This is a genomic window from Amycolatopsis sp. Poz14 (genome assembly GCF_006704225.1).
Taxonomy (GTDB): Bacteria; Actinomycetota; Actinomycetes; order Mycobacteriales; family Pseudonocardiaceae; genus Amycolatopsis; species Amycolatopsis nivea.
In genome coordinates this window covers 2,948,990-2,974,990 of the sequence record NZ_JACLHD010000001.1, presented here as the reverse complement: position 1 = coordinate 2,974,990, position 26,001 = coordinate 2,948,990, and the positions used below count along the sequence as shown (strand labels likewise).

Here is a 26,001-nt window from a genome sequence, read left to right as displayed (position 1 = left end):
CTGTTGGAGACCCCAGGCGCGGCAATGGACCGCCGAAGCCGGACTTCGCCGACTACCACCCGGCCAAGACGCCCTATTTCACCGAATTGGCCGGAAAACTTTCCTGACCATCCGTCAATATTCCACTTCGGACAGTCGGCGGCCGAACGAAATGTCCTTGAACGGCCAGGACTTCCTCGTTCGGCTGACAGCGGCGATCGGTGCGGAATCGCGCGACCGACTGCCGGATCCTCGGCGGCATATGGAGTACACTGCTGTACCAGTTACTTTCAGTAGTCCCGCGTGACGAGGTGTGGGCCGGTCCGGTGGGAGGTGCACGGTGGACGCGACACTGGGCAGCACGCTGGTCACCGAGGAGGACGAGGACGCGCGCACCGACGCCGAACTCCTCGCCGCCGTGCGCGCCGGAGATTGCCAGGCCGGCGGGGAATTGTTCCGGCGGCACGTCACGCTGATGCGCCGCGTCGCCGCCGGTTTGGTGCGCCAGCAAGCCGAACGCGACGATCTCGTCGCCGAAGCCTTCGCCCGCGTGCTCAGCACGGTCGCGGCGGGCGGCGGCCCGGAATCGAACGCGCCCGCGTATCTCGTGGCCACCATGCGAAATCTCTTCGCCCGGTGGAGCCGCCACGAAAACCGCATCGATCTCTACGCCACGGTTCCGGAACCCGTAACTCTGGACGGCGGCGCTGACGAACTCGCAGTCATGCGCTCCGAAGACCGGCTGGTGTGGTCGGCGTACCGAACCCTGCCCGGCCGCTGGCGCACGGTGTTGTGGCGGATGTCCGCCGAGGGCAACACCCCGGCGGAACTCGCGCCGGTGCTCGGCGTTTCCCCGAACGGCGTCGCGGTGCTCGCCCGCCGCGCCCGAGAGGGACTGCGGCAGGCGTACCTGCAAGTCCAGGTGCCGGACGCGGAATTGCCGCAGTGCCAAGAAGTCCGCCGCCGGATGGGCGCGTGGCTGCGCGGCACCCTGCCCGCCCGCCGGGCCGGAGTCCTCGCCGGACACCTCGCGGTGTGCGGGCAGTGCCACGCGGTCGCCGCCGAACTGGCCGAGGTCAACCGCGAACTGCCCCGGATGACCGGCTGCTGCGACCCGGCGATCCCGGAACCCCGCTAACCCCAGCCGCGCCAAGCAGCCCGCGAGGTGCGTGAGGGGAACCCTGACGGAATCTGATTCCCCCAGGGTTCCCCTCACGCACCTTCCGGCGCCCCGCTTGCCAGATTCTGCGTGATCAGGTTGACCATGAAGGCAAACCGGTCATGCCCGGCACCGGACGTCAGCTCCGCCGCATACCGCCGAGTGTGCGGGAACTTCTCCTCCGACAGCCCGCTGAACCGCTCCATCAACTCCTCCTGGCTGAGCACCCACTCGCCGCCGTGCTGCTGCCGTTGCTGGACGAGCGACCGCTCCCAGGCGTACGCGGTGACGTAGAGCGTGAGCGAGTCCAGCGCCCACGCGGCGGTCTGCGGTTCGATGCCGCCGGCCAGCAGGATCGCGAAAATCCCTTCGCTGACCCGCAGCGTTTCCAGGTGCGTCGGGACCATCGCCAGCGCGGCGCGGGAGACGCCGGGGTACTTCAGGTACAGGTCGCGGATCTGCCCGTAGACGTCCAGGACCTGCTGCCGCCACTTCGCGGGGTCCGGTTCGGGCAGGTCGATCTGCGCGCAGAGCCTGCCGATGAGCAGATCGTCGAGGTCCTCTTTGTTGACGATGTGCGCGTACAGCGAGGACGGTCCGGTGCCGAGCACGGCGGTGACCCGGCGGACGGTCAGCGCGTCGTAGCCCTCGGTGGCGACGACCTGCAGCGCGGCGTCGGTGATCCGGTCGACCGTGATGGGTTCTTTCCGCGGTTTCGGCGGGGCCTCGGCGGACGCGTGCCGGGCGGCGCGGCGCTCTCGGGGGGCAGCGGGCATGCCGTCACTATAGCTTGACACGAACTTAGTTCGTCATTTAGAACTTAGTTCGTGACTACTGAACTTAGTTCGTCAACGCGCGCCGAGCCGCTTCCGCTGGTCCAGGCGTGGCTCGTGCTGGCGGTCGTCGTGATCGCCGATCTGATGGACCTCATCGACACCAGCGTCGCCGCCCTCGCCGGCCCCTCGATCCGCGCTGACCTGGGCGGCGGGCCGATGACCCTGCAGTGGGTGCTGTCGGCCTACACCGCGGCGTTCGCGCTCGGCCTCGTGACGTCCGGCCGCCTCGGCGACCTGCTCGGCAGGCGCAGGCTGTTCCTGCTCGGCATGACCGGCTTCACCCTCGCGTCGCTGGCCTGCGGCCTCGCCCCCGGCCCCGGGTTCCTGATCGGGGCCCGCGTGTTGCAGGGCCTGTTCGGCGCGGCGATGATCCCGCAGGGCATCGCGCTGGTGAAGGTCGTCTTCCCGCCCGATCAGCTGCGCAAAGCCCTGATGCCGTTCGGCCCGATCATGGGCATGGCCACCGTCGCCGGGCCGATCCTCTCCGGCTGGCTGCTGCACCTGAACCTGTTCGGCAGCGAATGGCGCTCGATTTTCCTGATCAACGTCCCGTTCGGCATCCTCGCCGGGCTGCTCGCCCTGCGCGTGCTGCCGCGACACAGCGGCGAGGACCGCGGCGCCCGCCTCGACCTGCGCGGCGTCGGCCTGCTCACCGCCGCGTCAGCGCTGCTCATCGTCCCGCTCATCCAAGGCCGCGAACTCGGCTGGCCTGCTTGGACGTACGTGCTGATGGCCGCCGGTGTCGTCGCCTTCGTCCTCTTCGCCAGATCCGAACGCCGCAGCAGCCACCCGGTCATCGCGCCGTCCCTGTTCGCCAAGCGCGGTTTCGTGTTCGGACTGCTGATCACCGGCGGGTTTTACGCCTCGCTCAGCGGCTTCGTGCTCGTCGTGAACCTGCTGCTGCAGTCCGGTCTCGGCTGGACGCCGCTGCAATCCGGGTTCGCCCTGCTCCCCTGGGCCGCCGGCACCGCGATCGCGACCCTGCTGTCCGGCGCGGTGCTCGCCGCGAAACTCGGGCGCGTCCCTCCACTTAGGACTGGCCATCGCGGTTGTCGGCTTGCTCGCCCTGTGGTGGTCGATCGCGCACTGGGGCGCCGCCATCACCATCTGGCAGCTCGCCCCCGCCCTCTTCGTCACCGGCGCCGGTTCCGGGCTGTTGTTCATCCCGCTCTTCGATTTCATCCTCGGCGACGCGACGCCCGAAGAAGTCGGCAGCGGTTCCGGAATGCTCAACGCCGCCCAGCAATTCGCCGGAGCCATCGGTGTCGCCGCGCTCGGCACGGTCTTCTTCGCCCGCGTCGGACCTGCCGCCGCACCGTCCTGGATCCCTGCCGCGGAACTGGTTTTCGGCCTCTGCGCCGGTCTCTACCTCGGGGCGCTGGCCCTCGTCGGATTCCTCCCGAAACACACCGCCCACTGAAACGAGCGACGCAGTGTCGAAAACCGCCCTGATCACCGGAACCAGCCGCGCCGCCGGCCTCGGTTTCGCCATCGCCCGGCTTCTGGCCGGGCAGGACTACCACGTCGTCCTCACCGCCCGGGACCTCGCCCGCGCCGAATCCCTTGCCGCACAACTCCCGAACGCCACCGCATTACGGCTCGACCTCGCCGATCTCGCCACCATGACCGCCGCCGCCGACCAGGTGGCCGAAACCTTCGGCCACCTCGACGTATTGATCAACAATGCCAGCGACGTCGTCGATTTCGCGACGCTGTCCGCGCTCGACGTCGATCTGCCCGCCGTCCGATCCGCATTGAACATCGACGTGCTCGGCCCGTGGCAGCTGACGCAGCTGCTGCTTCCTTCGCTGAAAGCGGCTCCGGCCGCCCGGATCGTCAATGTTTCCAGCATTTCCGCGCTGCAGATCTCCACCGGGCTCGACCTCGGCGCGAGCCTCCGCGCGCCAGCGCATTCCTTCGCCAAGCACGCGCTGAACACCCTGACCGGCGTACTCGCCTCGGCGCTGCGGGACACCCCGATCCTCGTCAACGCCGTCGATCCGGGAGAAACCGCCACCCATCCCGAACGCGGCGACGAGGACACGGCCCGCCCGGCGAGCGAAAGCGCCCGCGGCGTGGTGTGGGCCGCGACGTTGCCGGCCGGTGCTCCCACCGGCGGCCTCTTCCGGGATCGCGAACTGGTGCTGTCGCTGCTGCCCGGCACAGAAAACACCGCGGGCCCGGACCGTGACCGGCCCGAGCCCGCGGCGGGAAAACCCTTAACGCGCCAGGATCAGTGACCCAGGTGCAGGCTGTCCAGGTGCACGTTGCTCGCGTGCGACTCGAGGCCGCCCGCCACGTCGTGCAGGTGGTTCTGGACCTCGTTGAGCACCGGCGCGGCGTGCGAGGCGTCCGGCAGCTCGCCGGTCGTCGCGTGCTGGGCACCGGTCTCGACGGCGTCCTGAACGGTGTTCGTGACGTGGTGCGCAGCCGCGTTGACGGCCGGCGCGTGCGCGGTCGCGCCCTCGATGGCGTGGGTCAGCGAACCCGCGTTCGGGGCGGCCGGCAGCGCCGGAGCGTGCGGCAGCTCGCCGACGCCCGGGACCGACGGGGCGGCCGGCAGCGCGCCGACACCCGGAACCTGCGGCAGCTCGCCCGCGCCCGGCACGGCCGGAAGCGAACCGACACCCGGGACCTGCGGCAGCGAACCGACACCGGGCACCTGCGGCAGCTCGCCCGCACCCGGCACCGCCGGGACGGCCGGGAGACCCGGAACCGCGCCGGTCGCGTGGTCCAGCGTGCCGGACAGGTCGCCGGCCTGGGTCAGGTCGCCGGTCGCCTGGGTCAGGTCCGCGCGGAGGCTGTCCTCGTGGACGCCGACCGGGGTCGAGCCGATCGCCTCGTTGACGGTGCCCAGCAGGTGCGAGCCGCCCTGGCGGACGTCCTCGACGATGCCGCTGACCGGGCCGCCGACGACCGGGAGCTTGCCGGACTCGGCCACGACGGCCTTCCAGGTCAGCGCGTCGCCGAGGTGGTTGGTGGTCGCGTCCACCGCGGAGCCGACGAGCTTGCCGTCGAAGACGTGCTCGCCCACCGCGTTGACGGTGTTCTGCGTGTCGATCGCGGCGGCGTCGACGATCGGGCCGACGACCGGCACCGAGTGGGTCGCCTCGGCGACGTGGTCCAGCACGCCGGAGACCGCGCCCAGCGCGCCGTGGGTGACGGTGTTCAGGCCGGTCGCGTCCGCGACGTTGCTGACGCCCTCGAAGACCGGGCTGAGGTTCGGCAGGGCGCCGGCGAGACCGCCGAGGCCGTCGCCGACCTGGTGCGCCACCGGCTCGGCGGCGGAGTTCGCCTGGTCGAAGGCACCGCCCAGGTCAGCGGACGGAACGCTCGGCGCGGCGGGCACGCCCGGCACGGCCGGGATGCTCGGCGCGGCCGGGACGCCCGGCGCCGCGGGGACGGCCGGGACGGCGGGAGCGGCGGGCAGCGGGGCGCTGTCCATGACCAGCGGCATGATGTCCTGCACGTCCGAGGGGTTCAGCTCGCCCAGACCGGCGCCGTTCAGCACCCCCTGCGGGTCGGCCTTGTACTCCGCCAGCGACTGCGGGTCGTTCAGCAGGTTCAGCGCGAATTCGTGCAGCGTCTGCACCGGGCCCATAGTTTGTATTCTCCTGTGGTGACAACGGATCGGGGTGGGGTGTCCGAGAAACGGACGAGCCGGCCCCAGAGCCGGCTCCTTTTCCGAACATAGGACGCCGCCGAATGCCCGCCATCGGGGGGTCACCCGGGTTAGCCGGGGCACCCACTAGGGACTTCGCCGCTCCCCCGATTAGGGGCATTAGGGGATTCGGCGCGTCCGCGCTGGTCACAGGGCTGCCGTCGTGCCACCCCGCCGGGCGCCGCCCACCCCACCGATCGGGGGACGGACGCGGGTCGCCCGAAGAGGTTCGCCAGGACCACCCATTGGTGTGACACCTACAGGGCTTTTCGCGCCGGGACGGGCGTGGCGGGAAAGCCGAAACGGCGGGAGACCGGGTTTGCCCGGCCCTCCCGCCGTTTCGGAGGTTTCGCGGAAGTTCGGCACGGAATCCGCGTTAGATGCCGTTTGCGGAGGTTGATCACGCTCCGATTAAGGGGATTAGGTGCGGAATCTGCCGCAACAGTGCGGCTGACTCCGGCTCAGGCAGTGGCGACCCGTACCGAGTCCGGCGTCTCCAGCTCCCGCAGCAGTTCCTCCTGCCGCTTCCGGTAGGACGCCACGTTCGCCAGCTTGATCTCCTCGTACCCGCGCACCGCGTCCGGCAGCGCGGCCAGCTCGACCAGCCGGGAGTCGCCCCGGTCGGCCACCTCGAGCGCGCGCGTCAGGGCCTGCCGGTACTCCCCGATCAGCGCCCGCTCGACCCGCCGGACCTCGGCGCGGCCGAACGGGTCCAGCTTCGTCCCGCGAAGCTTGCGCATGGCCCGCAGCGCCGCGAACGCCGGCCGGAAGCTGCGGCCGCCGAGGCTGATCTTGCGGTTCATGCCCAGCGCGCGCAGCACCGGCGGGTGCAGCCGGTGCGCGAACCGGGTGCCGACGCCGAACTGGGCTTCGATTTCCGCGGTCAGCTGCGGGTCCAGCGACAGCCGCGCCACCTCGTACTCGTCCTTGTAGGCCATGAGCTTGTAGAGATTGCGCGCGACTGCCTCGGTGACCGAAGCACTGGCGCGGGTGCGGACCCGCTCGATGAACTCCGCGTACTCCCGCGCGTAGCGCTCGTCCTGGTAGGCGATGAGGTCCGGGATCCGCAGGTCGAGCACCCGGGCGAGTTCGCCGTCGGCCCGCACCAGCGCGCGCACCCGGCGGACCGCTTCCGCGTCGACCGCGGCCGGGGCCGGGTCCTCCGCCGACGGCGAGAGTTCCGCGTTGAGCGCGTCCGGGTCGGCGACCAGCTGCCTGCCGCGCCGGAACGCCTGCAGGTTCGTCTCCACCGCGGTTCCGTTGATCTTGATGGCCTGTTCCAGGCTCTCCGCGGTGACCGCGAGCGAGCCGGTCTGGTACGCCGCGCCGAGCTGGAGGATGTTGGCGAACTGGTCGTCGCCGAAGATCTGCTCGGCGAGGCCGCGCGCGTCGAGGTAGTGCCCGGCGGCGGTCGCGTCGCCGAGCGCGCCGCGGATGCTCGACTGGTCCGGGTAGGAAACTTCCTTGTCCACCACCATTCGCCCGGTCGGAACCTCCGAAGTGGACACCACGGCGACCGTCCGCTCGGCGTCGGCCACGCCGAGGTACGCCGGGTCGGCGGCGACCAGCGCGTCGCACGCGAGGTAGAGGTCGCACTCCCCGTTGGCGAGCTTCGGGGCCTGCTCGACCGCGCCGGCGGAGATCTTCACGTCCGAGACGACCGCGCCGCCCTTCTGCGCGAGGCCGGTCTGGTCGAGGGTGCGCACCTGCTTGCCGTCGAGAACCCCGGCGACGCCGAGGATCTGCGCGACGGTGACCACGCCGGTGCCGCCGATGCCGGTGATCCGCACGGCGACGTCGGACCGGGTTTTCTCCGGTTCCGCCACGGCGTCCGCGCCGATCGGGGCGAGATGCCGCCGCTTGACCTCGCCGGTCGGGACGACGGTCAGGAACGACGGGCAGTCGCCGTCGAGGCACGAGTAGTCGACGTTGCACGAAGCCTGGTGGATCTGGGTTTTACGGCCGAACTCCGTCTCGACCGGCTGCACCGAAAGGCAATTCGACTTCACCCCGCAGTCGCCGCAGCCTTCGCAGACGCGTTCGTTGATGAACACCTTGCGCGCGGGCGTTTCCTGCTTCCCGCGACGGCGCTTGCGCCGCTTCTCCGCCGCGCACTCCTGCTCGTGAATCAACACCGTGACCCCGCGGTGCGCCGCGAGTTCTTCTTGCGTGCGAAGAAGTTCCGACCGATCGCGCACCTCGACCCCGCGCGGCAGTTTGCGCTTCCGCAGCCGCCGCGGCGCGTCCGAGGTGATGACGACCTTCGCCGCGCCCTCGGTCAGCAGCAGCGCCGCCACCTTCTCCACGGACAGCCCGCCGACCGCGTCCTGACCGCCGGTCATCGCGACCGCGGAGTTGTACAGCAGCTTGTAGGTGATGTCGACGCCCGCCGCCACCGCCGCGCGCACGGCGAGGCTGCCGGAGTGCATGAACGTGCCGTCGCCGATGTTCTGCATCAGGTGCGGCGTCTCGACGAACGGGGCCATGCCGATCCACTGCGCGCCCTCGCCGCCCATCTGGGTCAGCCCGACGACCTCGCCGACCTGCTCCGGCTCCATGAACAAAGCCATGGTGTGGCACCCGATCCCGGCGCCGACGAGCGTGCCGTCCGGGACCTTGGTGGACGAGTTGTGCGGGCAGCCGGAGCAGAAGTACGGCGTGCGGGCCAGCAGCGGCACCGAAATCCGCTCGCGGCGACGGCGTTGTTTCCACGCGGCAACGGGTTCCGCGTCCGGCAGCCGCTTGGCCACGCCGCTCGCGATGCGGTCCGGGTCCAGTTCGCCGAGTTCGGTGAACAGCACCTGACCGTGCTGGTCGGACTTGCCGTACACGCGCGGCGCGCCGGTGCGGCCGTAGAGGATCTCCTTGATCGCCGGTTCGACCAGCGCGCGCTTCTCCTCGATCACCAGGATTTCGTCCAGGCCCTCGGCGAATTCCTTGATGATGCCCGGTTCGACCGGGTACACGACGCCGAGCTTCAGCAGCCGGATGCCGTAACGGGACAGCTCGGACTCGTCGAGGCCGAGCATCCGCAGCGCCTGCCGAAGGTCCAAATAGGACTTCCCGGCGGTGACGATGCCGACCCGGTCGTTCGGTCCGGATCGGACGATCCGGTTGATTCCGCTGGCCCGCACGTATTCCATCGCGAGCGGCAGCCGCACGCGGTGCAGACTGTGCTCGAGCGTGATCAGCTCCGGCCCGAGCAGACGGCTGTTCGGCTGGTGCTTGTACGCGCCCTCCGGCATCTCCGGCGCGGTCCATTCCGAATCCACCAGCGCGGTGCCGCCGGAGTCGGCGACGTTCGCGACGATCTTCATCGAGGACCACAGCCCGCTCGCGCGGGAAAGTTCGACGGCGTGCCTGCCGTGCTCCAGCACGTCCTGCGAATCGGCCGGGAAGAACACCGGCATCGCGAGGTCGGCGAGCGCGTGCTCGGACGCACACGGGATGGTCGAGGATTTCGCGTTGGGGTCGTCGCCGACCAGCGCGACCGCGCCCCCGCGCGGATCGGTGCCGGCGAGGTTCGCGTGCCGCAGCGCGTCGGTGGCGCGGTCGAGGCCGGGGGCCTTGCCGTACCACATGCCGACCACGCCGTCGGGGCGCATCGTGCCTGCTCGGGCGGCCAGCTGGCTGCCCATGACCGCGGTCGCGCCGAGTTCCTCGTTCACACCCGGCTTGTGCACGATGTTGTGCTCGGCCAGCAATCCCGCCCGCCGCGCCAGCTCGAGGTCGAACCCGCCGAGCGGCGAACCCTGGTACCCGGACACGAAGGCCGCCGAGTCCGCGCCGTTCAGCCGGTCCAGCCGGATCCGGTCGAGCAGGACGCGCACCAGCGCCTGCACCCCGGTCAAGTAGACAGTGCCCGCTTCGCGCACGTACCGGTCTTCCAACGTGAAGGCGTTCATCCGCACTTCCCTTCCGCACGCCATCAAGCCCACGGGCACCCGCCGTTGGGACGTGAGCCACCTCACCTCACGCTCGGACCCCGGCGCAACGTGCCCGGCCACTGTAGTGGCAAGGACGCAAAGGATGACGCGCGAGAGGGCGGATCGGGCAGATCTGTTGCGTACGATGCCGCTCATGGCCGAAGAACTGCTGGACGCGACCGACCACGAGATCATCGCGTTGCTCCGCGAGGACGCCCGGCGCACGTTCTCGGACATCGCCGGGCGGGTGTCGCTCTCCACCGCGGCGGTGAAGCGGCGCGTCGACCGGCTCCGCGAGAAGGGCGTGATCACCGGCTTCACCGTGCAGGTCGACCACGCGAAGCTCGGCTGGGGCATCGAGGCGTTCGCGCAGCTGCGGTTCTTCGGCAGCACGAACGTCGCGGAGATCGTCGAGACCACCACCCGGATCCCGGAGGCGCAGGCGGTGTTCACCATCGCCGGCGACCCAGACGCGGTCGTGTGGCTGCGCAGCCGCGACATGGCGCATCTGCAGGCCACGATCGACGAGCTGCGGCGCAGCCACCGGATCACCAGTACGCGTACTTTGATCGTGCTCGACTCTTGGGTGCGCGGTGAGGAGCGGCCGGAGTGACGTTGGCTCCCGCCTGGCTAGCGCTTGCCGATCGTCCCGGTCGGCAGCACCGTGCGGCCGAAGGTGGTGTTGGTGACGACCGCGAACGAGCCGTACCAGGCGACCACCGCGGTGGCGAGCCCGAGCCAGCCGCCGATCTTGCCCGCGCCTTCCGCGCCGCCCAATTCGCCGATGGTGAGGAAAAGGAAGGTCAGGAACAACAGGACGAACACGCCGATCAGGACGGCGTTCGTGCGCAGCGACGCGATCATCATGTAGCCGGTGAAAATGGTGAACACCAACAGGAACATCCCGGTCGCGGTCGCCGCGTCGGCGGGCGGGATCTTCGCCGCGAACTGCCAGACGTAGAAGGCGAAAGCCAGCCAGAACGCGCCGAAAGTGCCGAACGCGGTCGCGCCGAAGGTGTTGTTCTTGCGGAATTCCCACATCCCGGCGAGCAGCTGGGCCAGCCCGCCGTAGAAGAGGGCCAGCGGCAGGACGACCGGTTCGACGGTCTTGGGGATGAGACCGGCGTTCACCGCGCTCAGGACGAAAGTGGTAGCGGCGAAACCGGCCAGGCCCAGCGGTCCCGGATCGGCGATCCCGGCGGTGGCGGGTGAGGTCGGGCGAGCAGCGGTCTCACTCATCGGATCCTCGATTCTGCTTTGCGGCAGGATCTTCACATCTGACACCGGGCGCAACAGACTTGTCCACTGTCCACAAGGTCCCTCTTTCGAGTGGCAATTCGGGGATATCGCTGCGGGAATCGGTGAATGGGGTTTGTTTCGGACTTACGGTCTTTTATTGCGCATTCTTCGTTAACTCGACCATCCATTGTGGATCTCGCCGGGGCGGCCTTGTGGTGGCCGGGGGTGCGCGGCCGAGTAGTGTCACCCGGTGACAGAAGCGCCCGCGGGAGGGGGAGGCATGCCTGCAGATCCGGTCGGCGAGTCTGGCGAGGCGCGGCCCCGGCGGGGGCGGCCTCGAGGGACGAGCGCGCGGCAGCTCGAGGAGATCGCGCTGCGGCTGTTCACTGAGCAGGGGTTTCACGAGACCACGGTGGATCAGATCGCGGCTGCGGCCGGGGTGAGCCGGCGGACGTTCTTCCGGTACTACGACGCCAAGTCGGACGTCTTGTGGAACGAGTTCGACTCCGAGGTGGACACGATCCGGGAGTTGCTTGCTGAGGCTCCGGAGGATGTGCCCGTGCTGGAGGCTGTGCGGCGGGCAGTGTTGGCGGCTAATCATTACCGGGCTGAGGATGTGCCCGAGCTGCGGATGCGGATGAATTTGCTTAGTACTGTGGCTGAGTTGGCGGCTAGTGCTACTCGGCATTATGACGCTTGGGAGCGGGCCGTTATCGGGTTTGTGGCTCGGCGGACTGGGCAGGCTGAGGATTCGTTGTATCCGCTGGCGGTGGGGCGGGCGGTGCTGGCTACGTGCCGGGCGGCTTATGAGCGGTGGTCGGCTCGGGCGGATGCTGATTTGACGTTGTATTTGGATGCCGGGTTGCGGGCGTTGGCGGCTGGGTTTGCTGATGAGGTGTTGGTTGGGGAGCCTGGGTCTGGTTGACGGGCGGCTCGTCGCCTGGCGGCGACATTGCGCCCTGGCGTGCGGTGGGCACCCCGAAGCTTGATTGTGCTGACGGTCTGAGGGTGCTTGTCAAGGCGGGAAAGATGCCTTGACAAGCACCCTCAGACCGCAGGAGAGCTTCGTATCGGGGTGCGGGGGTGGTGTGGGTGCACCGATCGTTGGGTGCATCGGCGGCGGTTTGGGTGGGGTGGGGGCGTGCGCCCCAATGCCACTTTGGGTGTATCTGATGCACCCAAAGTGGCGTTCGGTGCATGCGACGCACCCAATGCCGCATTGGGGCGCATCCCGAGCGGGCGCGGCGGGCGGGCGCGGGGCGAGCGGGCGGGCGGGCCGTGAAGGGCTCCTTGAGGGAATCCAAGTCCGTGAAGGAGCCCTTCACGGACCGTCGGCGGGGCGTGAGGGGAACCCTGAAGGAATCAGCGGCTGTGAGGGTGGCCCTCACGTACGGTCCAGCAACACGGCCAGTGCGGCGGGGGCGGCTGCGGCACCGCTTAGCGGACGCCAGCGGGCACCGGCTTCACGTGCGAAGCGTTCGGCTTCCTCGCAATCCTCTGCGGGGGCCAGGATCAGCAGCTCTTCGCACGCGCGAGCGGCAGGCAGCGGGTCCTGGTCATCCGTGGCCCGGCAATCCGACAGCAAGAGAACCGTTTTCCTTGCTGCGCGCGAGGTAGCCAGTTGCTCATTCGCCTTCCGTAAAGCTGCGGCCAATGCGGTGACTCCGTGTCCTCGCAACGACAACACCGACTCCACCACCGCGGACTTCGATCGGGAGGATCGCAGCGGGCGGATCACCTCAGCGTTCCGCGCGAAGGACACCACCGCGTGTTCAACTGGAGCCCGCCACGAACAGGCTGCTGCGGTGAGGGCTGCTGCGGCCAGTCGCGCGCCGGTCATTGAGCCGCTGGTGTCGATTACCAGGCATAGGGCCAATTCTGGGCGGGCCCAGCGGCGCGACACTAGGTCGTCCAGTGCTGGGACCCGGCCGACTGCGGCTGCGTCTACTAGTGCGGGCAAGGAGCGGTCCAGGTCTAGTTCGCCGCCTCGGTCGGCTCGGTCGCGGCGTAGTTTTCCTACGCCTCGGCCTCGTGCGACGCCGCGGCGGGCGACGTCGATCATTAGTCTGCGGGCCAGATCTCGTGCTGCTGCGCGCAGGGACTCGTCGGTGGCCTTGCTCATTTCGACCAGCAAGGCCATTGCTTCGTCTGCATCCTCGCGGAAGACCGTGCTGAACGCTTCCTCGTCCAGGACGCCTACCTCGGGCGAGATTTCCGCGAAACGGCCGTTCCGGGAGAGTTCAGAGCGCGGGGTGGTGCTGCTCCGCGCTGAGCCTGGCCGGGGTGGGCGTTGGTGTTGCTGTGGGCCCGCCGGTGGCGGGCTTAGGCTTCCCCCGGCGGGTCGCCGCCTTCGGAATCCTGCGGCGGGGATTCCTCGCCGAAAACCGCTACATACAGTTCGTCGATCACCGATTCCGCGGTGCGTCCGCTGGATTCGTGCAGGCCGATTCGGCCGGACAACGCAGCCAGTGCGGCATCGTGGCCGATTCGCCAATCTGTGGTCGACGCGTTGCGGATGCGGGCTAGGGAAACTGCCAGTCGCACTACGTCGATGGCGCCGCGTACTGAGGAACCGACCCTGACATCGGCGTGGTTGCGCGTGCGGCGTACCAGGTCTACGACTCGGTCGCGCCATTCAGCAGGGACCGCGGGGCTGCGGCGGGCTACGATGTCGCTTTCTTCGTCTTGGGTTTGATAGCCCATCACGATCCGGCAGACCCGGTCGTAAATAGCCGACGAAATACGCGCGGTGCCGACGGCGTCGAACGGGTTCATCGCGGCTACCAAACGGAATCCGTCCGCCGCGCGTACTCGGCCCAGGCGTGGCACGTGCAGTTCGGCTTCGGACATGACCGTGATCAGGACGTTGAGGGTTTCCTCAGGGATCCGGTTGACTTCCTCGACGTACAGCAGGCCGCCGGTGCGCAGGGCCTCGATGAGCGGACCGTCCACAAAGGTCTCGGGCACGTAGCCTTCGGCCAGCACTCGCGAAGGGTCAAACTGACCGACTAGGCGCGCGGGCGTTAGTTCGGCATTGCCTTCGACGAATACAAACGGTGAACCGCCTGCTTCCGCGACAGCGCGCAGCAGGGTGGTTTTGCCGGTGCCGGGCGGGCCTTCGAGCACGACGTGCGCGCCGCAATCCAAACCGGCCAGCAGGAGTTCGATTTCTCGGCGGCGGCCGACCACGTCCGCGGTCAGGAGGGGGACCGCGGACTGCGGACCGGAAACCGGCCCGCAGTCCGCCGACAAAGCCGTCACGGTGCGTCGTGGACCAGGACGCCGCGCACGTTCCGGCCCTCCAGCAGATCGTCGTACCCCTGGTTGACCTCTTCCAGCGTGTACGTGCGGGTGATGATCTCGTCCAGCTTCAGATCCCCGCTCTGGTACAGCCCGAGGATCTTCGGGATGTCCACGGTCGGGTTGCAGTCGCCGAACAGGCTGCCCTTCACCGTCTTCTTGAACAGCGTCAGGATCGAACCGGGCAGGTTGACGTTGTTCACCGACAGCTTGTTCAGCCCGGTCAGCACGATCGTGCCGCCCTTGCCGGTGGCGTTGAACGCGCCGGTCACGATCTCCTCGGTGACGATGCCCGCGGTGACGATCGTCTTGTCCGCACCGTTGCCGTTGGTGAACGACTGCGCCAGCTCAGCCGCCTCCTCCGGCGTCGCGACCGCGTGCGTCGCGCCGAGTTCCATCGCCTTTTCGCGCTTGTTCTCCAGCGGGTCCAGCGCGATCACGTTCTTCGCGCCGGCGTAGCGCGCGCCCTGCACCGCGTTGATGCCGATGCCGCCGACGCCCGACACGATCACCGTCTCGCCGGGACGCACGTTGGCCGCGTTGACCGCCGAGCCCCATCCGGTCGGGACGCCGCAGCCGACGAGCACCGCCTTGTCGAGCGGGAGGTCGTCGTCGACCTTCACGACCGAGTTCTGGTGGATGGTCGAGTACTGGCTGAACGTGCCGAGCATGCACATCGCGCCGTACTGCTTGACCGGCCCGGGGCCGCTGAACGGGAACCGCTCGCCGGGCAGGTAGCCCTCGAGGATCGTGGCGCCCATGTCGCAGATCGCCTGCTGCCCGGTGGAACACCAGCGGCACACGCCGCAGTTGGGGATGAACGAGCACACCACGTGGTCGCCCGGCTTGACGCGGGTGACGCCGGGGCCGACGTCCTCGATGATGCCCGCGCCCTCGTGCCCGAGCACCATCGGCAGCCGGGCCTCCAGGTCGCCGTGCGCGATGTGCACGTCCGAGTGGCACAGCCCGGCGTGGGTGTACCGGATCAGCACCTCGCCCTCGCCGGGGCCTTCGAGGTCGAGCTCGACCACCTCGATCGGCTTGCCCACCTCGTAGACGACCGCAGCTTTCGTCTTCATCGGGAACTCCTTTGTTCGAGCGGGCGGATCACAGCGCGATGTTCACGGACTTGGTTTGCGTGTAGAGGTCGAGCGCGGCCGCGCCCAGTTCCCGGCCCCAGCCGGACTGTTTGTAGCCGCCGAACGGCATCGCCGTGTCGAAGCCGTTGTACTGGTTGACCCACACCGAGCCTGCCTTCAGTTCCTTCGCAGTACGGTGCGCCTTCGCGACGTCGCGTGTCCAGACCCCGGCGGCGAGTCCGTACTCGCTGTTGTTGGCCGCGGCGGCCACGCCCTGTTCGGCGTTGAACGGCATGGCCGCCACGACCGGGCCGAAGATCTCTTCCCGGACGATGCTGAATTCCGGTTTCACGTCAACGAAAACGGTCGGCTCGATGAAGTATCCGGTGTCGCCCCAGCGTTTTCCGCCGGTGAGCGCGCGGGCCCCGTCGGCGAGCCCTTCGCCGAGGTAGCGCGAGACGCGGTCGAACTGCTCCTGGGAAACCATCGGGCCCAGCTGGGTTTCCGGGTCGAGGCCCGGCCCGATCTTCACCTGGCTCGCCGCCTGCGCGACTGCCTGGGTGAACTCCTCGAAGATCGTGTCCTCCACGTACAGCCGCGTCCCGGCGACGCAGCACTGGCCGTGGTTGAACATCCACGCGTTGACCGAACCGGGTACCGCGAGGTCGAGATCGGCGTCGGCGAACACCACGTTCGGGCTCTTCCCGCCCAGCTCCAGCGAAACCTTTTTCAGGTTTCCGCTCGCCGCCTGGACGATCTTCTTGCCCACCTCGGTCGAACCGGTGAAAGCGACCTTGTCGACGCCGTCGTGCGCGGCCAGCGCGGCCCCGGCGTCGCCGAACCCGGTGACGATGTTGACCACGCCGGGCGGGAATCCGGCTTCCTCGAACAGGGTGCCCAGCAGCAGCGCGGTCAGCGGCGTCTGCTCGGCGGGCTTGAGCACCACGGTGTTGCCCGCGGCGAGCGCCGGCGCGATCTTCCACGCGGCCATCAGCAGCGGGAAGTTCCACGGGATGATCTGCCCGCACACGCCGACCGGCTCGCGCAGCGTGTAGGCGTGGAACTGCGCGTCCGGCGCGAACGGCATCGACACGTTCACCGTGCTGCCTTCGATCTTGGTCGCCCAGCCCGCGTAGTAGCGGAAGACGTCGGCGGCCCAGCCGGTGTCCACGGCGGTCGCGATCGCCGCGGACTTGCCGTTGTCGAGCGCTTCCAGCTGGCCGAAGATGTCCGCCCGCTCGGACAGCAGATCGCCGATCCGCCAGATCAGCCTTTCGCGCTCGTTCGGCTTCATGGCGGCCCACGGGCCCTCGTCGAACGCCTTGCGCGCGGCGGCGACGGCGCGGTTGACGTCCTCGGCCTCGCCGTGGGCGACCTCGGCGATCTTCTCCCCGGTGGCCGGGTCGTAGGTCGGGAACGTGCGGCCCGACGCGGCCGGGACCCAGCGCCCGCCGATCAAGAGCTCCAGCGGGCCGGACACGAACTCCCGGACCTGGGTGTGCAGGGGGAATTCCACCGTTGCGGTCACCTGGCGCCTCCTCACTTCGTTGTGACGGAGGTCATCGTCACCCGGCGGACCGGGGGCGAAGTGTTACAGAAGTGGACAGTCGTCGGTCACGCCCAGCGCCTGCATGCGGCGGTAGAGCGTGGTGCGGCTGATGCCGAGTTCGCGGGCCGCGCGCAGCTTGTTGCCCTCGCTGGCGCGCAACGCCGTGACGATCGCGTTCCGTTCGGCGAGTTCGCGCCCGCCGAGCTGCCGCGTGCGGGAACTGCCTCGGCACGCGGGTGGCAGCTGGGCGAGGTCGATCACCCCCGTGTACGGAAGGCGGGACACCTCGCGCAGCACCGCGCGCAGCTCGTGCAGGTTGCCCGGCCACGGATGCGTCCGCAGCGCGGCCAGCGCGGTACCGGTGAAGTGCGGTTTCCGGTCGGGATATTCGTCGCGGAGCATCGCCGCGGCGATCGTGGGCAGGTCGTCGAGGCGTTCGCGCAGCGGGGCGAGGGCGACGGTTTCCGCGCATCTCGCCGCGATCGCCGCTACGGCTGGGGACATCGCGTCCGAGGGGACGGAAGTGAGCAGCAACCGGGCCGATCCCGGGTTGTCGAGCGCCTCGCCGACCAACGGGAGCAGGCTTTCCGGGAGCAGATGCACGTCGTCCAGGACGACGGCGGTGCGCGGCTGCGCGACGAGGTCGGCGAATCTTGTTGCCCAGTCTCGTGGTTCCTCGCGCAGCGCGGCCGCGGCGTGCAGGACGACCGGATCGTCCACGCCGGCTCGCGCGCGGGCTTCGGTGGTCCGGCCGGTGCCGGGTTCCCCCGCGATGAGAACCGAGCGTGCGGTTTTTGCCGGTGCGGGGACGGGTTTTCGGGTGCTGCTGGTGCTCCGCGCGATGCGGAAGACGGCGCCGTCTGTCGAACCTTCTACGCGTTCGGCTACGACCGAAAGACTGATTCCGTCACCCACATCGAGGCGAGTGTCGAATACTCCGCGTTCCGGCACTTGCGGCAGCAACGTGCGCAAGAGGGTCGGATCGGCGGGGCGAAGGTGTTCGATGCAGGTTTCGTTGGCGAACACGAGATCGCCGCCGAGCACCGCGACCGGGACGCTGCGATGGTGCGTGGCCTGCTGGAACGCCAGGAACAGCCGCCGTTCGCAGGCGCGCGCGCTCTCCAGCACGAGCTGTTCGATGTCGCCGACGACGCGTTTCACCAGCGGCCCGAAGAGCGGATTGCTGCTGTCGCTTTCGCCGGTGATGTCGAGGACGCCTTCGATCCGTCCGGTGAGCGGATGCCGGATCGGATGGCCGTAGCAGCTGAACCGCTTCAACGCGTCGGCGTAGTGCTCCTGGCCGTGGATTTCCACCGCCTGGCGCGATTCGTGCGGCGTGCCGAGCGCGTTCGTGCCGACGCGGCCCTCGCTGAGCTGCGAACCGTGCAGCACGCCGAGCTCTTCCAGCTGGTGCTGCAGACCGCGGTCGCCGAACCAGCGGAAGACGAGGCGGCAGTCGCGGTCGGCGAGCAGAATGGAGAACCGGGTGCCGGTGAGCTGCTCGACGAGCTGGTCCAGCACCGGACGGGCGGCGGTCATCAGCCTGCTGCGCTGGTCGACCTCGCCGATCGAAATCGCGCCCCGGTCCAGCTCCGGCTCGACGCCGAACAGCCGGGACCGACGCCACGAATCGGCGATCGGCGGCCGCAGGACAGCGGAGCCCTGCGACGGTATCCCTCCGAGCGACACTGCTCCTCCCGACTACCGGACGGCGACGTAGCGGTTCGTGTGACAGTACCTTCGCGGATCGACAAGTTCCAGACGTGCGTTCTTCCGTTCCCCGGTTTGTCCTTTGTGGACGCTGGTAGGATCGGGTGAGTGGCGCGCCGTTTTCTGATGCTTTTCGTCATGGTGTTCAGCTGGGCCGAATGGGAACACTGGCGCTCCTCGCGCCGCGGAATGGGCGACCGCCCCGGAACGTCGGGCACCGGCGAGGCAGTGGTCGTGCTCGGCTACCGCAATCGCGGGTCGCGGGCCAATTTCGTGAATCGCTGGCGAGTGAGAGCGGCAGTACGTTCGCAGGCGCCGGGCCCGTCGAGGTTGGTGTTGTGCGGCGGAGCCGTCGGCGGCACGGAGTCCGAAGCCGCGCTGATGGCCCGGTACGCCCGGGAGTGCGGCTACCGAGGCGAGCTAGTGCTCGAAACCGAGAGCCGGTCGACGTGGGAGAACGTACTGGGTGCGGTGCCGTTGATCGAGGACGCGGACCGGATCAAGATCGTCTCGAATTCCTTGCATGCGGAGAAGGCGCGGCATTACCTGCGGCGACACCGGCCGGACCTGGCGGAGCGACTGGTTCCCGGGCGGGATTACCGGTTCGGGGAGTGGCTGGCGGTGAAGCCGGTGCTGGCGGTGATGGAGAAACGAAATTTGCGGCGGCTTCGGGGGTGAGCTGGGGTTCGCTCGGGTGGCGCGCTGGCAAACACCGGCCGGAGACGTCTTGCGGTGTGTTGGCGGCCGGGGCGTGCTTGCCGCGCACTGGTGCCGCGAGCGAGCGAACCCCTGCCCTTCCCCGCCGCAGTCGACCTCACCTCCCCGAACGGCGCGAATTCAGGTCTCGTCCGCGGCAATCCCGGCAAGAACCGTCATCACCTCTCAAGAACTCCCGGCCAGGTGCGCGTTGATCTTGTCCACCAACCTTTCCAGCCCGGCCCGCTCGTCCCGGTCGAGCGGGGCGAAGACCAGTTCCTCAGCCTCGGCCAGCACCGCGTCGAGGCCGGTGACCAGGTCGATTCCGGCCGGAGTCGCGTAGACGCGCTTGCGTCCTCCCTCGGTGCGGCGTTCGACCAGCCCGCGGCGTTCGAGGCCCTTCAGCAGCAGCGAGACGTTCGCGGGCGTCGTGTAACTCATCTCCGCGACATCTCGCTGAATGACCCCGGGCTGCCGCTCCAGGTAGCCGAGAACCAGGGCCTGTTCGAAGGTGAGGTCGCGCGTGCGGCTCCATTCCTCGATTCGCTTGCGCTGCGCCCAGCGAATCGACCGGAAAAGGTCTCCGGACGTCGGTCGCGGCTGGTTTTCCGAAGCAGCAGTTAAGTACTTAACTCCGCCCGTCGGCTGGACGAGAGGCAGGAAGAGTTCATCGACGATCGACCGGATCCGGGCGGGGCGGAGCGGGGCTAGGTTCAGCAGCAGGTCGTGCCGCATCAGCTGGAACGGCATTTCCAGCACCGCGCCGGGAAGGCGCGTCAGGTCGATCTCGCCGCGGGCGTGGGCGCGCGTGTACATGTCTCGCGAGAGCAGCCGGTCGCCGATGATCCGGTCCCGGACCTGGCCGGGGCTGGCACCAGTGCTGGCCGACAGTCCGGAGATGGCCGCGGCGGCTGCGATGGCGAAGAATCCGGCCAGTGCTTCGCTCGCCGAGGTCAGGTACCCGAGCAGATCGCCGCGCAAGCTTCCGGTGTCGGGAACGACGATGGGGTGGTCGTCGCGGTGCCGGCGCATCGCGGCCAGCACCAGTTCGTCCTTGTTGGCCCACCGCCGATAGAGCACGGCCTCGCTCGTGCGGGCGCGGACGGCCACCGATTCCATGGTCAGCCGCGAGTAACCGGTCTCGACCAGTTCGTCCCATCCGGCCGCGAGCAACGCGGATTCCAGCTGCTCGCCATGCCGGCGACGCACGGTTTCAGGGGCCACTCAGCCCACGATAGAAAGGTTTGTCTTTCTTAGCAAGTTTCCCTACGCTTGCGGACAGAAGTTCTTCGGAGCCAGGGGGTTGAAAATGCCGCAAGCACACCTGTCCACGCCGGAAGTGCCGGTCCTGATCGTCGGCGCGGGCCCGACGGGGCTGACGCTGGCCTGCGAACTCGCCCGGCGCGGCGTCGCGTTCCGGCTGGTCGAAGCGTCCCCCGGCCTCCGCCCGGGCTCGCGCGCCAAGGGACTGCAGCCGCGCAGCCTCGAGGTGTTCGACGACCTCGGCGTCATCGACCGCATCCTCGCCAACGGCCGGTCGGCGATGCCGATCCTGCTCACCGACCCCGACGGCCGGACGAGCGGCGGCCCGGCCTTCGAGGAGCGGCCCGACGTTCCGTACCCCGCCTCGGTCATCACCCCGCAATGGCGGGTCGAGGAAACCCTCGGCCTGCGGCTGGCCGAATTCGGCGGCACGGTCGAATTCGGCACCGCGCTCGAGAGGTTCGAGCAATCCGCCGACGCCGTGACGGCAGTGCTGCGCTCCGGCGACCAGACCGAAACCGTCCGCGCACAGTGGCTGGTCGGCTGCGACGGCGGCCGCGGCGTCGTGCGCAAACAAGCCGGAATCGCCTTCGAAGGCGAGACGGACGAGCGGATCCGGATGATCGTCGCAGACCTGGCCGTCGACGGCCTCGACCGCGACGCCTGGCACATGTGGCGCTGCGACGAAGGTTTCGTCAGCCTCTGCCCGCTGCCGTCCACCCACCTGTTCCAGTACCAAGCGCCCATCCTCGGCGACACCGGCCTCAACCTCGCCACCCTGCAAACGATCTTCGACCGGCGAAGCGGCCGCACCGACATCCGGCTGCAAGAACCGGAGTGGACGTCGGTGTGGCGCTCCAACACCCGGCTGGCCGACCGCTACCGCGAGGGCCGCGTCTTCCTCGCCGGCGACGCCGCGCACGTGCACTCCCCCGCGGGCGGCCAGGGCATGAACACCGGCATCCAAGACGCCCGCAACCTGGGCTGGAAGCTCGCCGCCGGAGTGCCGGAACTGCTGGACACCTACGAGGCCGAACGCCGCCCGATCGCCGCCGGCGTGCTGCGGCTGTCGACCGCACGCCTGGCCGAAGCGGCCGAGCAGAAGCGCATCCCCATCCGCAGCGACCGGGACACGACCCAGCTCAGCGTCAACTACCGCGGCTCCACGCTGGCGCGCGACGACCGCGACGAGTCCGCCCAGCTCCGGGCAGGCGACCGCGCCCCCGACGCCCCCGGCCTCACCACCACGACCGGCAAATGCCGCCTGTTCGACCTCACCCGCGGCGGCCAGTTCACCCTGCTGAACTTCGGCCCCCGATTCGACTCCCCCGTCCGCACCTTCCACGTCGTCGCCGAGCCCGCCGCCGACGACGAGATCGCCGATTCCGCCGGCCACCTCGCCCGCGCGTACTCCCCGGCCGACCGCACCCTGGTCCTGCTCCGCCCCGACGGCTATCTCGGCCTGATCTCCGACGCGGGCGACCTCACCGCCGTCCCGGAGCACCTGCTCTAGCCTCTTCCCATGTCCGACCCCGACGAACTGGCCGCGACGCTGTACGGCGCGGTCAGCCTGATCGCCCGCAGGCTGCGCCAGAGCCAGGTCACGGCCGAACTGTCCCTGCCGGAACGCTCCGCCCTGTCCCGCCTGGACCGCGACGGCCCGGCCACCACCGCCGCACTGGCCCGCGCCGAGCAGATCACCCCGCAGGCGATGAGCTCGACCATCAGCGGCCTGTCCGTCCGCGGCTTCGTCACCCGCAGCGCCGACCCGGCGGACGGACGACAGGTGATCGTCTCGCTGACTCCCGAGGGCAGCGAGGTGCTGCGAGCCCGGCGGGACGCCCGGATGCGCCAGTTCGCGGCTTCGCTCGGCTCGGAGTTTTCGCCGGAAGAGCTGGCGGTGCTGAAGGAGGCGGCCCCGTTGCTGGAGCGGTTGGGGCAGACGTTCTGAACCGCAGTCCGTCCACTGTGGAACTCGGATGCGCGTCCTCCGCTTCCTGGTATCCTGGCCGACGGACAGCAGACTCGATCAAGAGGATTTCTATCGTGGCAGGTGAAGACGACATCTCCGGGTGAGCCCGGGGCACGGGCCAGTACGGCACCGGCCCCTCGCTGATCCCTGCGCGGCCGCGAGCCGCGCGTGGAGGTTCCCGTGCCGGTCGGGCGACGTACGCCACTGGACCCACGGGCTGCGAGGCAACCCGAAGGCAAGCGCCGATCGGGGGAAGCCCAGGCGCAAGCCGGGCAGCAGGTCGCGAACGGCCCCACCCATGTCGTCCACTACCACCACCTGCAGGGGCACTTCCCTGCCGATCCACCGCGAGGCCGCACCATGTCCGATCTTCGTATCGTCCTGTCCGGGATCTCCTTCTCCTGGCCCGACGACACTCTCGTCTTCGACCAGCTCTCCGCCACGTTCCCGGCAGGCCGCACGGGGCTCGTCGCGCCCAACGGGGCCGGTAAGTCCACTCTCCTGAAGCTCATCGCCGGGCAGCTCAAACCGGCCGCGGGCAGCGTCAGCGTCGACGGGGTGCTCGGGTATCTCCCGCAGGACCTGCCGCTTACGGCGGACCGCACGGTCGCTGAGGTGCTGGGCATTGACGCGATCCTGAAAGCCATCACGGCCGTCGAGGGCGGCGACGCGGCCGAGGAGCACTTCACCACCATCGGCGCGGACTGGGACATCGAGGACCGCACCCGGGCGCAGCTGGACCGGCTCGGGCTGGGCGATCTCGCGCTCGACCGGCTGCTCGGCACGCTCAGCGGCGGACAGGTCGTCTCGCTCGGCCTCGCCGCGCAACTGCTGCGCAGCCCGGACGTCCTGCTGCTCGACGAACCCACCAACAACCTCGACCACACCGCCCGCCAGCAGCTCTACGACGTGCTTTCCGACTGGTCCGGCTGCCTGCTCGTGGTCAGCCACGACCGTGCGCTGCTCGACCGGATGGACCGGATCGCCGAGCTCGGCGCGGACGAAATCCGGTTCTACGGCGGCAATTTCACCGAATACGAACAGGCCGTGCAGGCCGAACGCGAGGTCGCGGAAAAGAATATCCGCAACGCCGAGCAAGAGGTCAAACGCGAGAAACGCGAAATGCAGCAAGCCAGGGAACGCGCGGACAAACGGGCCAGCAACGCGAAGCGCAATCTGTCCAGCGCCGGTCTGCCGAAGATTTTCGCGGGCACGATGAAACGCAACGCGCAGGAGTCCGCGGCGAAGGCGGACGGTACGCACGCGGCGCGGGTCAGCGCGGCGAAAGCCAAGCTCGACCAGGCCGAACGGTCGTTGCGAGAAGAGCAGAAGATCAGCCTGGAGCTGCCCAAAACGGCAGTTCCGGCCGGTCGGACATTGTTCGACGGCAAGCATCTTCGCGTGCGCGGGCTGTTCGCGGGCGACGGTGCGGATCTGTCCGTCCGCGGTCCGGAAAGGATCGCGCTGACCGGACCGAACGGCGTGGGCAAGTCGACTTTGCTGCGCCTGATGCAGGGCGAGCTCACCCCGGACGCGGGCGAGATCAGCCGGGTGGACGGGCGCATCGCGTATCTGTCGCAGCGGCTCGATTTGCTGGATTCCGAACGCACGGTCGCGGAGAATCTCGCTGCCGCCGCACCGGAAATGCTGCCTGCGGACCGGATGAATCTGCTGGCGCGCTTCCTGTTCCGCGGTGCGCGGGCGCATCTGCCGGTCGGGGTGCTGTCCGGCGGGGAACGGCTGCGCGCGACGCTCGCGTGCGTCCTCTTCGCCGAGCCCGCCCCGCAGCTGCTGCTGCTCGACGAGCCGACGAACAACCTCGACCTGGTCAGCGCCGGCCAGCTGGAGAGCGCGCTCAACGCCTACCAGGGTGCGTTCGTGGTGGTCAGCCACGACGAGCGGTTCCTGGCCGAGATCGGCGTCGGCCGCTGGCTGCGGCTGGACGACGGGCAGCTCCGGGAAACGGCCGGGATCACGGGATGACCGCCCTGCGCGCGCACGAGATCGTGCGGGTGCTCGGGGAACGGCGCGTGCTCGACGGAGTGTCGGTCACCGCGGCCCCCGGCCGCCGGATCGGGGTGATCGGCGAGAACGGCACCGGGAAATCGACGCTGTTGAGGGTGCTCGCGGGCGTGGACGCGCCGGATCGCGGCGAGGTCGAGCGGCCGCCGGATCTTGGCTTCCTGCACCAGGAAATGCCGTTCGATCCGGACGAGACGGTCGCGGACGTCCTCGGGCAGGCCCTCGCCGCGGCCCGCGAAGTGCTGGCCGGACTCGACCGGGTCGCGGCGCGGCTCGCCGAGGAACCCGAAGACGCCGCGTTCCTGGCCGAGTACGCCGAATTGCTCGACCTGGCACAGCAACACGAGGCATGGGACGCGGACCGGCGCGCCGAGGTCGTGCTCACCGGGCTCGGGCTCGCCGACATCGACCGACAGCGCACGCTCGGCTCGCTGTCCGGCGGTCAGCGCGGCCGGCTCGCGCTGGCGGACCTGCTGGTGCGCCGTCCGTCGGCGGTGCTGCTCGACGAACCGACCAACCACCTCGACGCCGAAGCCGCCGCGTTTCTCGAGGCCCAGCTGCGGGAACTGCCCGGCACGGTGGTGTTCGCCAGTCACGACCGGGCGTTCCTCGACGCGGTGTGCACCGACATCCTCGACCTCGACCCGGCTCCGGACGGCCCGGTGCGCCACGGCGGCACCTACACCGAGTACCTCGGCTGGAAACGCGCCGAACGCGAGCGCTGGGAACGGCAGTACCTCGAGGAGCAGGAAGAACTGGAGGAACTGCGCGACGCGCTCGGGGTCACCGCGCATCGGGTCGCGCCGGGCCGGCTCGCGCCGGACAACGAGAAAATGGGCCTCGGCCGCCGGTCCGGCCGGGTGCAGAACCAGATCTCGCGCCGGGTCCGGGCCACCACGCGAAGACTGGACGAGCGGGAACGCGCCCAGCTTCCCGCCCCACCGCCGCCGCTCCGGTTCCGCCCGCGCGCGCTGGCGGTCGAGAATCCGCAAGAAACCCTTGCCACACTGGACAATGTGCACCTGCCGGAGAGGCTTTCCGTATCCCGCCTGGAGATCCGGCCGGACACCCGGCTGCTGGTCACCGGCCCGAACGGCGCGGGAAAGTCAACGCTGCTTCTGCTCCTCGCCGGAGAACTCGACGCACAAGGCGTCACCCGCGAACCTGGCACGACCACCGGAATCCTCAGCCAGGACACCACTTTCGTCCGACCACAACGGACCGCCCGCGCCACGTACCTCGCGAAGCTAGGTCCCGAACGCGTCGCGGAAGTCCCGCTGAACTCGTTGGGACTGCTGACCCATCGCGAAGCTTCCCGCCCGGTCGGGGAGCTGTCCGTCGGGCAGCGCCGCCGCCTCGCGCTCGCGCTGCTCATCGCCGACCCGCCGCACCTGCTGCTGCTCGACGAGCCGACCAACCACCTGTCCCCCACGCTGTGCGACGAACTGGAGGACGCCCTCGGCACCAGCCCGGGCGCGATCGTCGCCGCCACGCACGACCGGCGGCTGCGCGAAAACTGGACCGGGCACGTCCTCCGCATCGGACCCGACCACCGCGCCGCGCCGTTAGAGTGATCCGCGCCGGAAGGCCCGGGCACCGACCACCCCGCG

At 69.4% G+C, this 26,001-nt stretch carries 20 protein-coding genes; 10 read left to right on the top strand and 10 right to left on the bottom strand.

Annotation, left to right across the window (positions count from 1 at the left end; genetic code table 11):
• The first annotated feature begins 319 nt into the window (after window positions 1-319).
• The gene (locus FKO37_RS14475; RefSeq protein ID WP_107051165.1) at window positions 320-1,117 is read left to right on the top strand and encodes a sigma-70 family RNA polymerase sigma factor; all 798 of its coding nucleotides are present in this window, start codon (window positions 320-322) and stop codon (window positions 1,115-1,117) included.
• Between the two features lie 74 nt (window positions 1,118-1,191).
• On the opposite strand, the gene FKO37_RS14470 is transcribed toward FKO37_RS14475, so the two are convergent.
• On the bottom strand, window positions 1,192-1,914 hold the full coding sequence (locus FKO37_RS14470) for a TetR/AcrR family transcriptional regulator (RefSeq protein ID WP_134664960.1): 723 nt from the start codon (window positions 1,912-1,914) through the stop codon (window positions 1,192-1,194).
• Window positions 1,915-1,965: 51 nt separating this feature from the next.
• Between FKO37_RS14470 and FKO37_RS14465 the strand changes: the two genes are divergently transcribed.
• Window positions 1,966-3,426, top strand: a complete 1,461-nt coding sequence (locus FKO37_RS14465) for an MFS transporter (protein ID WP_238604646.1) — start codon at window positions 1,966-1,968, stop codon at window positions 3,424-3,426.
• Window positions 3,408-4,214, top strand: a complete 807-nt coding sequence (locus FKO37_RS14460; protein WP_238604645.1) for an SDR family NAD(P)-dependent oxidoreductase — start codon at window positions 3,408-3,410, stop codon at window positions 4,212-4,214. Before FKO37_RS14465 ends, FKO37_RS14460 begins: the two co-directional genes overlap by 19 nt.
• Here FKO37_RS14460 and FKO37_RS14455 read toward each other — a convergent pair.
• Window positions 4,208-5,575: an IniB N-terminal domain-containing protein gene (locus tag FKO37_RS14455; RefSeq protein ID WP_238604644.1), complete on the bottom strand. Its 1,368-nt coding sequence runs from the start codon at window positions 5,573-5,575 to the stop codon at window positions 4,208-4,210. The genes FKO37_RS14460 and FKO37_RS14455 overlap by 7 nt on opposite strands.
• Before the next feature lie 521 nt (window positions 5,576-6,096).
• The gene (locus tag FKO37_RS14450) at window positions 6,097-9,540 is read right to left on the bottom strand and encodes an indolepyruvate ferredoxin oxidoreductase family protein (protein WP_238604643.1); all 3,444 of its coding nucleotides are present in this window, start codon (window positions 9,538-9,540) and stop codon (window positions 6,097-6,099) included.
• 175 nt (window positions 9,541-9,715) lie between these two features.
• On the opposite strand from FKO37_RS14450, the gene FKO37_RS14445 reads away from it, so the two are divergent.
• Window positions 9,716-10,174, top strand: coding sequence for an Lrp/AsnC family transcriptional regulator (locus FKO37_RS14445; RefSeq protein WP_037820760.1), 459 nt, complete (start codon window positions 9,716-9,718; stop codon window positions 10,172-10,174).
• Between the two features lie 17 nt (window positions 10,175-10,191).
• On the opposite strand, the gene FKO37_RS14440 is transcribed toward FKO37_RS14445, so the two are convergent.
• Window positions 10,192-10,800 carry an acetate uptake transporter family protein gene (locus tag FKO37_RS14440; protein ID WP_037820762.1) on the bottom strand — a complete coding sequence of 203 codons (609 nt, stop codon included), beginning with the start codon at window positions 10,798-10,800 and terminating at the stop codon, window positions 10,192-10,194.
• Window positions 10,801-11,080: 280 nt separating this feature from the next.
• On the opposite strand from FKO37_RS14440, the gene mftR reads away from it, so the two are divergent.
• A complete protein-coding gene (mftR, locus tag FKO37_RS14435) occupies window positions 11,081-11,725 on the top strand; it encodes a mycofactocin system transcriptional regulator (protein ID WP_238604642.1) in 645 nt (214 codons plus the stop codon).
• Window positions 11,726-12,184: 459 nt separating this feature from the next.
• Here the strand turns inward: mftR and FKO37_RS14430 are convergent, their stop codons facing one another.
• From FKO37_RS14430 to FKO37_RS14410, 5 genes are all read right to left on the bottom strand, one after another.
• Complete coding sequence (locus tag FKO37_RS14430; RefSeq protein ID WP_167754114.1) at window positions 12,185-12,940, bottom strand: vWA domain-containing protein; 756 nt, start codon at window positions 12,938-12,940, stop codon at window positions 12,185-12,187.
• Window positions 12,941-13,122: 182 nt separating this feature from the next.
• Window positions 13,123-13,989, bottom strand: coding sequence for an AAA family ATPase (locus FKO37_RS14425; RefSeq protein WP_238604641.1), 867 nt, complete (start codon window positions 13,987-13,989; stop codon window positions 13,123-13,125).
• 68 nt (window positions 13,990-14,057) lie between these two features.
• Entirely contained in the window at window positions 14,058-15,179 is a 1,122-nt protein-coding gene (locus tag FKO37_RS14420; RefSeq protein WP_037810481.1) for an NDMA-dependent alcohol dehydrogenase, read from the bottom strand.
• 28 nt (window positions 15,180-15,207) lie between these two features.
• On the bottom strand, window positions 15,208-16,707 hold the full coding sequence (locus FKO37_RS14415; protein WP_238604640.1) for an aldehyde dehydrogenase family protein: 1,500 nt from the start codon (window positions 16,705-16,707) through the stop codon (window positions 15,208-15,210).
• A gap of 63 nt (window positions 16,708-16,770) precedes the next feature.
• Window positions 16,771-18,417: a helix-turn-helix domain-containing protein gene (locus FKO37_RS14410; protein WP_238604639.1), complete on the bottom strand. Its 1,647-nt coding sequence runs from the start codon at window positions 18,415-18,417 to the stop codon at window positions 16,771-16,773.
• Between the two features lie 129 nt (window positions 18,418-18,546).
• Between FKO37_RS14410 and FKO37_RS14405 the strand changes: the two genes are divergently transcribed.
• Window positions 18,547-19,116: a YdcF family protein gene (locus tag FKO37_RS14405; RefSeq protein WP_238604638.1), complete on the top strand. Its 570-nt coding sequence runs from the start codon at window positions 18,547-18,549 to the stop codon at window positions 19,114-19,116.
• A gap of 204 nt (window positions 19,117-19,320) precedes the next feature.
• Here the strand turns inward: FKO37_RS14405 and FKO37_RS14400 are convergent, their stop codons facing one another.
• Window positions 19,321-20,358 carry a TetR/AcrR family transcriptional regulator C-terminal ligand-binding domain-containing protein gene (locus FKO37_RS14400; RefSeq protein WP_238604637.1) on the bottom strand — a complete coding sequence of 346 codons (1,038 nt, stop codon included), beginning with the start codon at window positions 20,356-20,358 and terminating at the stop codon, window positions 19,321-19,323.
• An 85-nt stretch (window positions 20,359-20,443) separates the two neighbouring features.
• On the opposite strand from FKO37_RS14400, the gene FKO37_RS14395 reads away from it, so the two are divergent.
• The 4 genes from FKO37_RS14395 (at window position 20,444) to FKO37_RS14380 (ending at window position 25,965) form a co-directional block, all read left to right on the top strand.
• Entirely contained in the window at window positions 20,444-21,910 is a 1,467-nt protein-coding gene (locus FKO37_RS14395; RefSeq protein WP_238604636.1) for an FAD-dependent oxidoreductase, read from the top strand.
• 9 nt (window positions 21,911-21,919) lie between these two features.
• On the top strand, window positions 21,920-22,348 hold the full coding sequence (locus FKO37_RS14390) for a MarR family winged helix-turn-helix transcriptional regulator (RefSeq protein WP_037810484.1): 429 nt from the start codon (window positions 21,920-21,922) through the stop codon (window positions 22,346-22,348).
• 381 nt (window positions 22,349-22,729) lie between these two features.
• Complete coding sequence (gene abc-f, locus FKO37_RS14385; protein WP_238604635.1) at window positions 22,730-24,352, top strand: ribosomal protection-like ABC-F family protein; 1,623 nt, start codon at window positions 22,730-22,732, stop codon at window positions 24,350-24,352.
• Window positions 24,349-25,965 carry an ABC-F family ATP-binding cassette domain-containing protein gene (locus FKO37_RS14380; RefSeq protein ID WP_238604634.1) on the top strand — a complete coding sequence of 539 codons (1,617 nt, stop codon included), beginning with the start codon at window positions 24,349-24,351 and terminating at the stop codon, window positions 25,963-25,965. The genes abc-f and FKO37_RS14380 overlap by 4 nt, the downstream gene beginning before the upstream one ends.
• The last annotated feature ends 36 nt before the right edge of the window (window positions 25,966-26,001 follow it).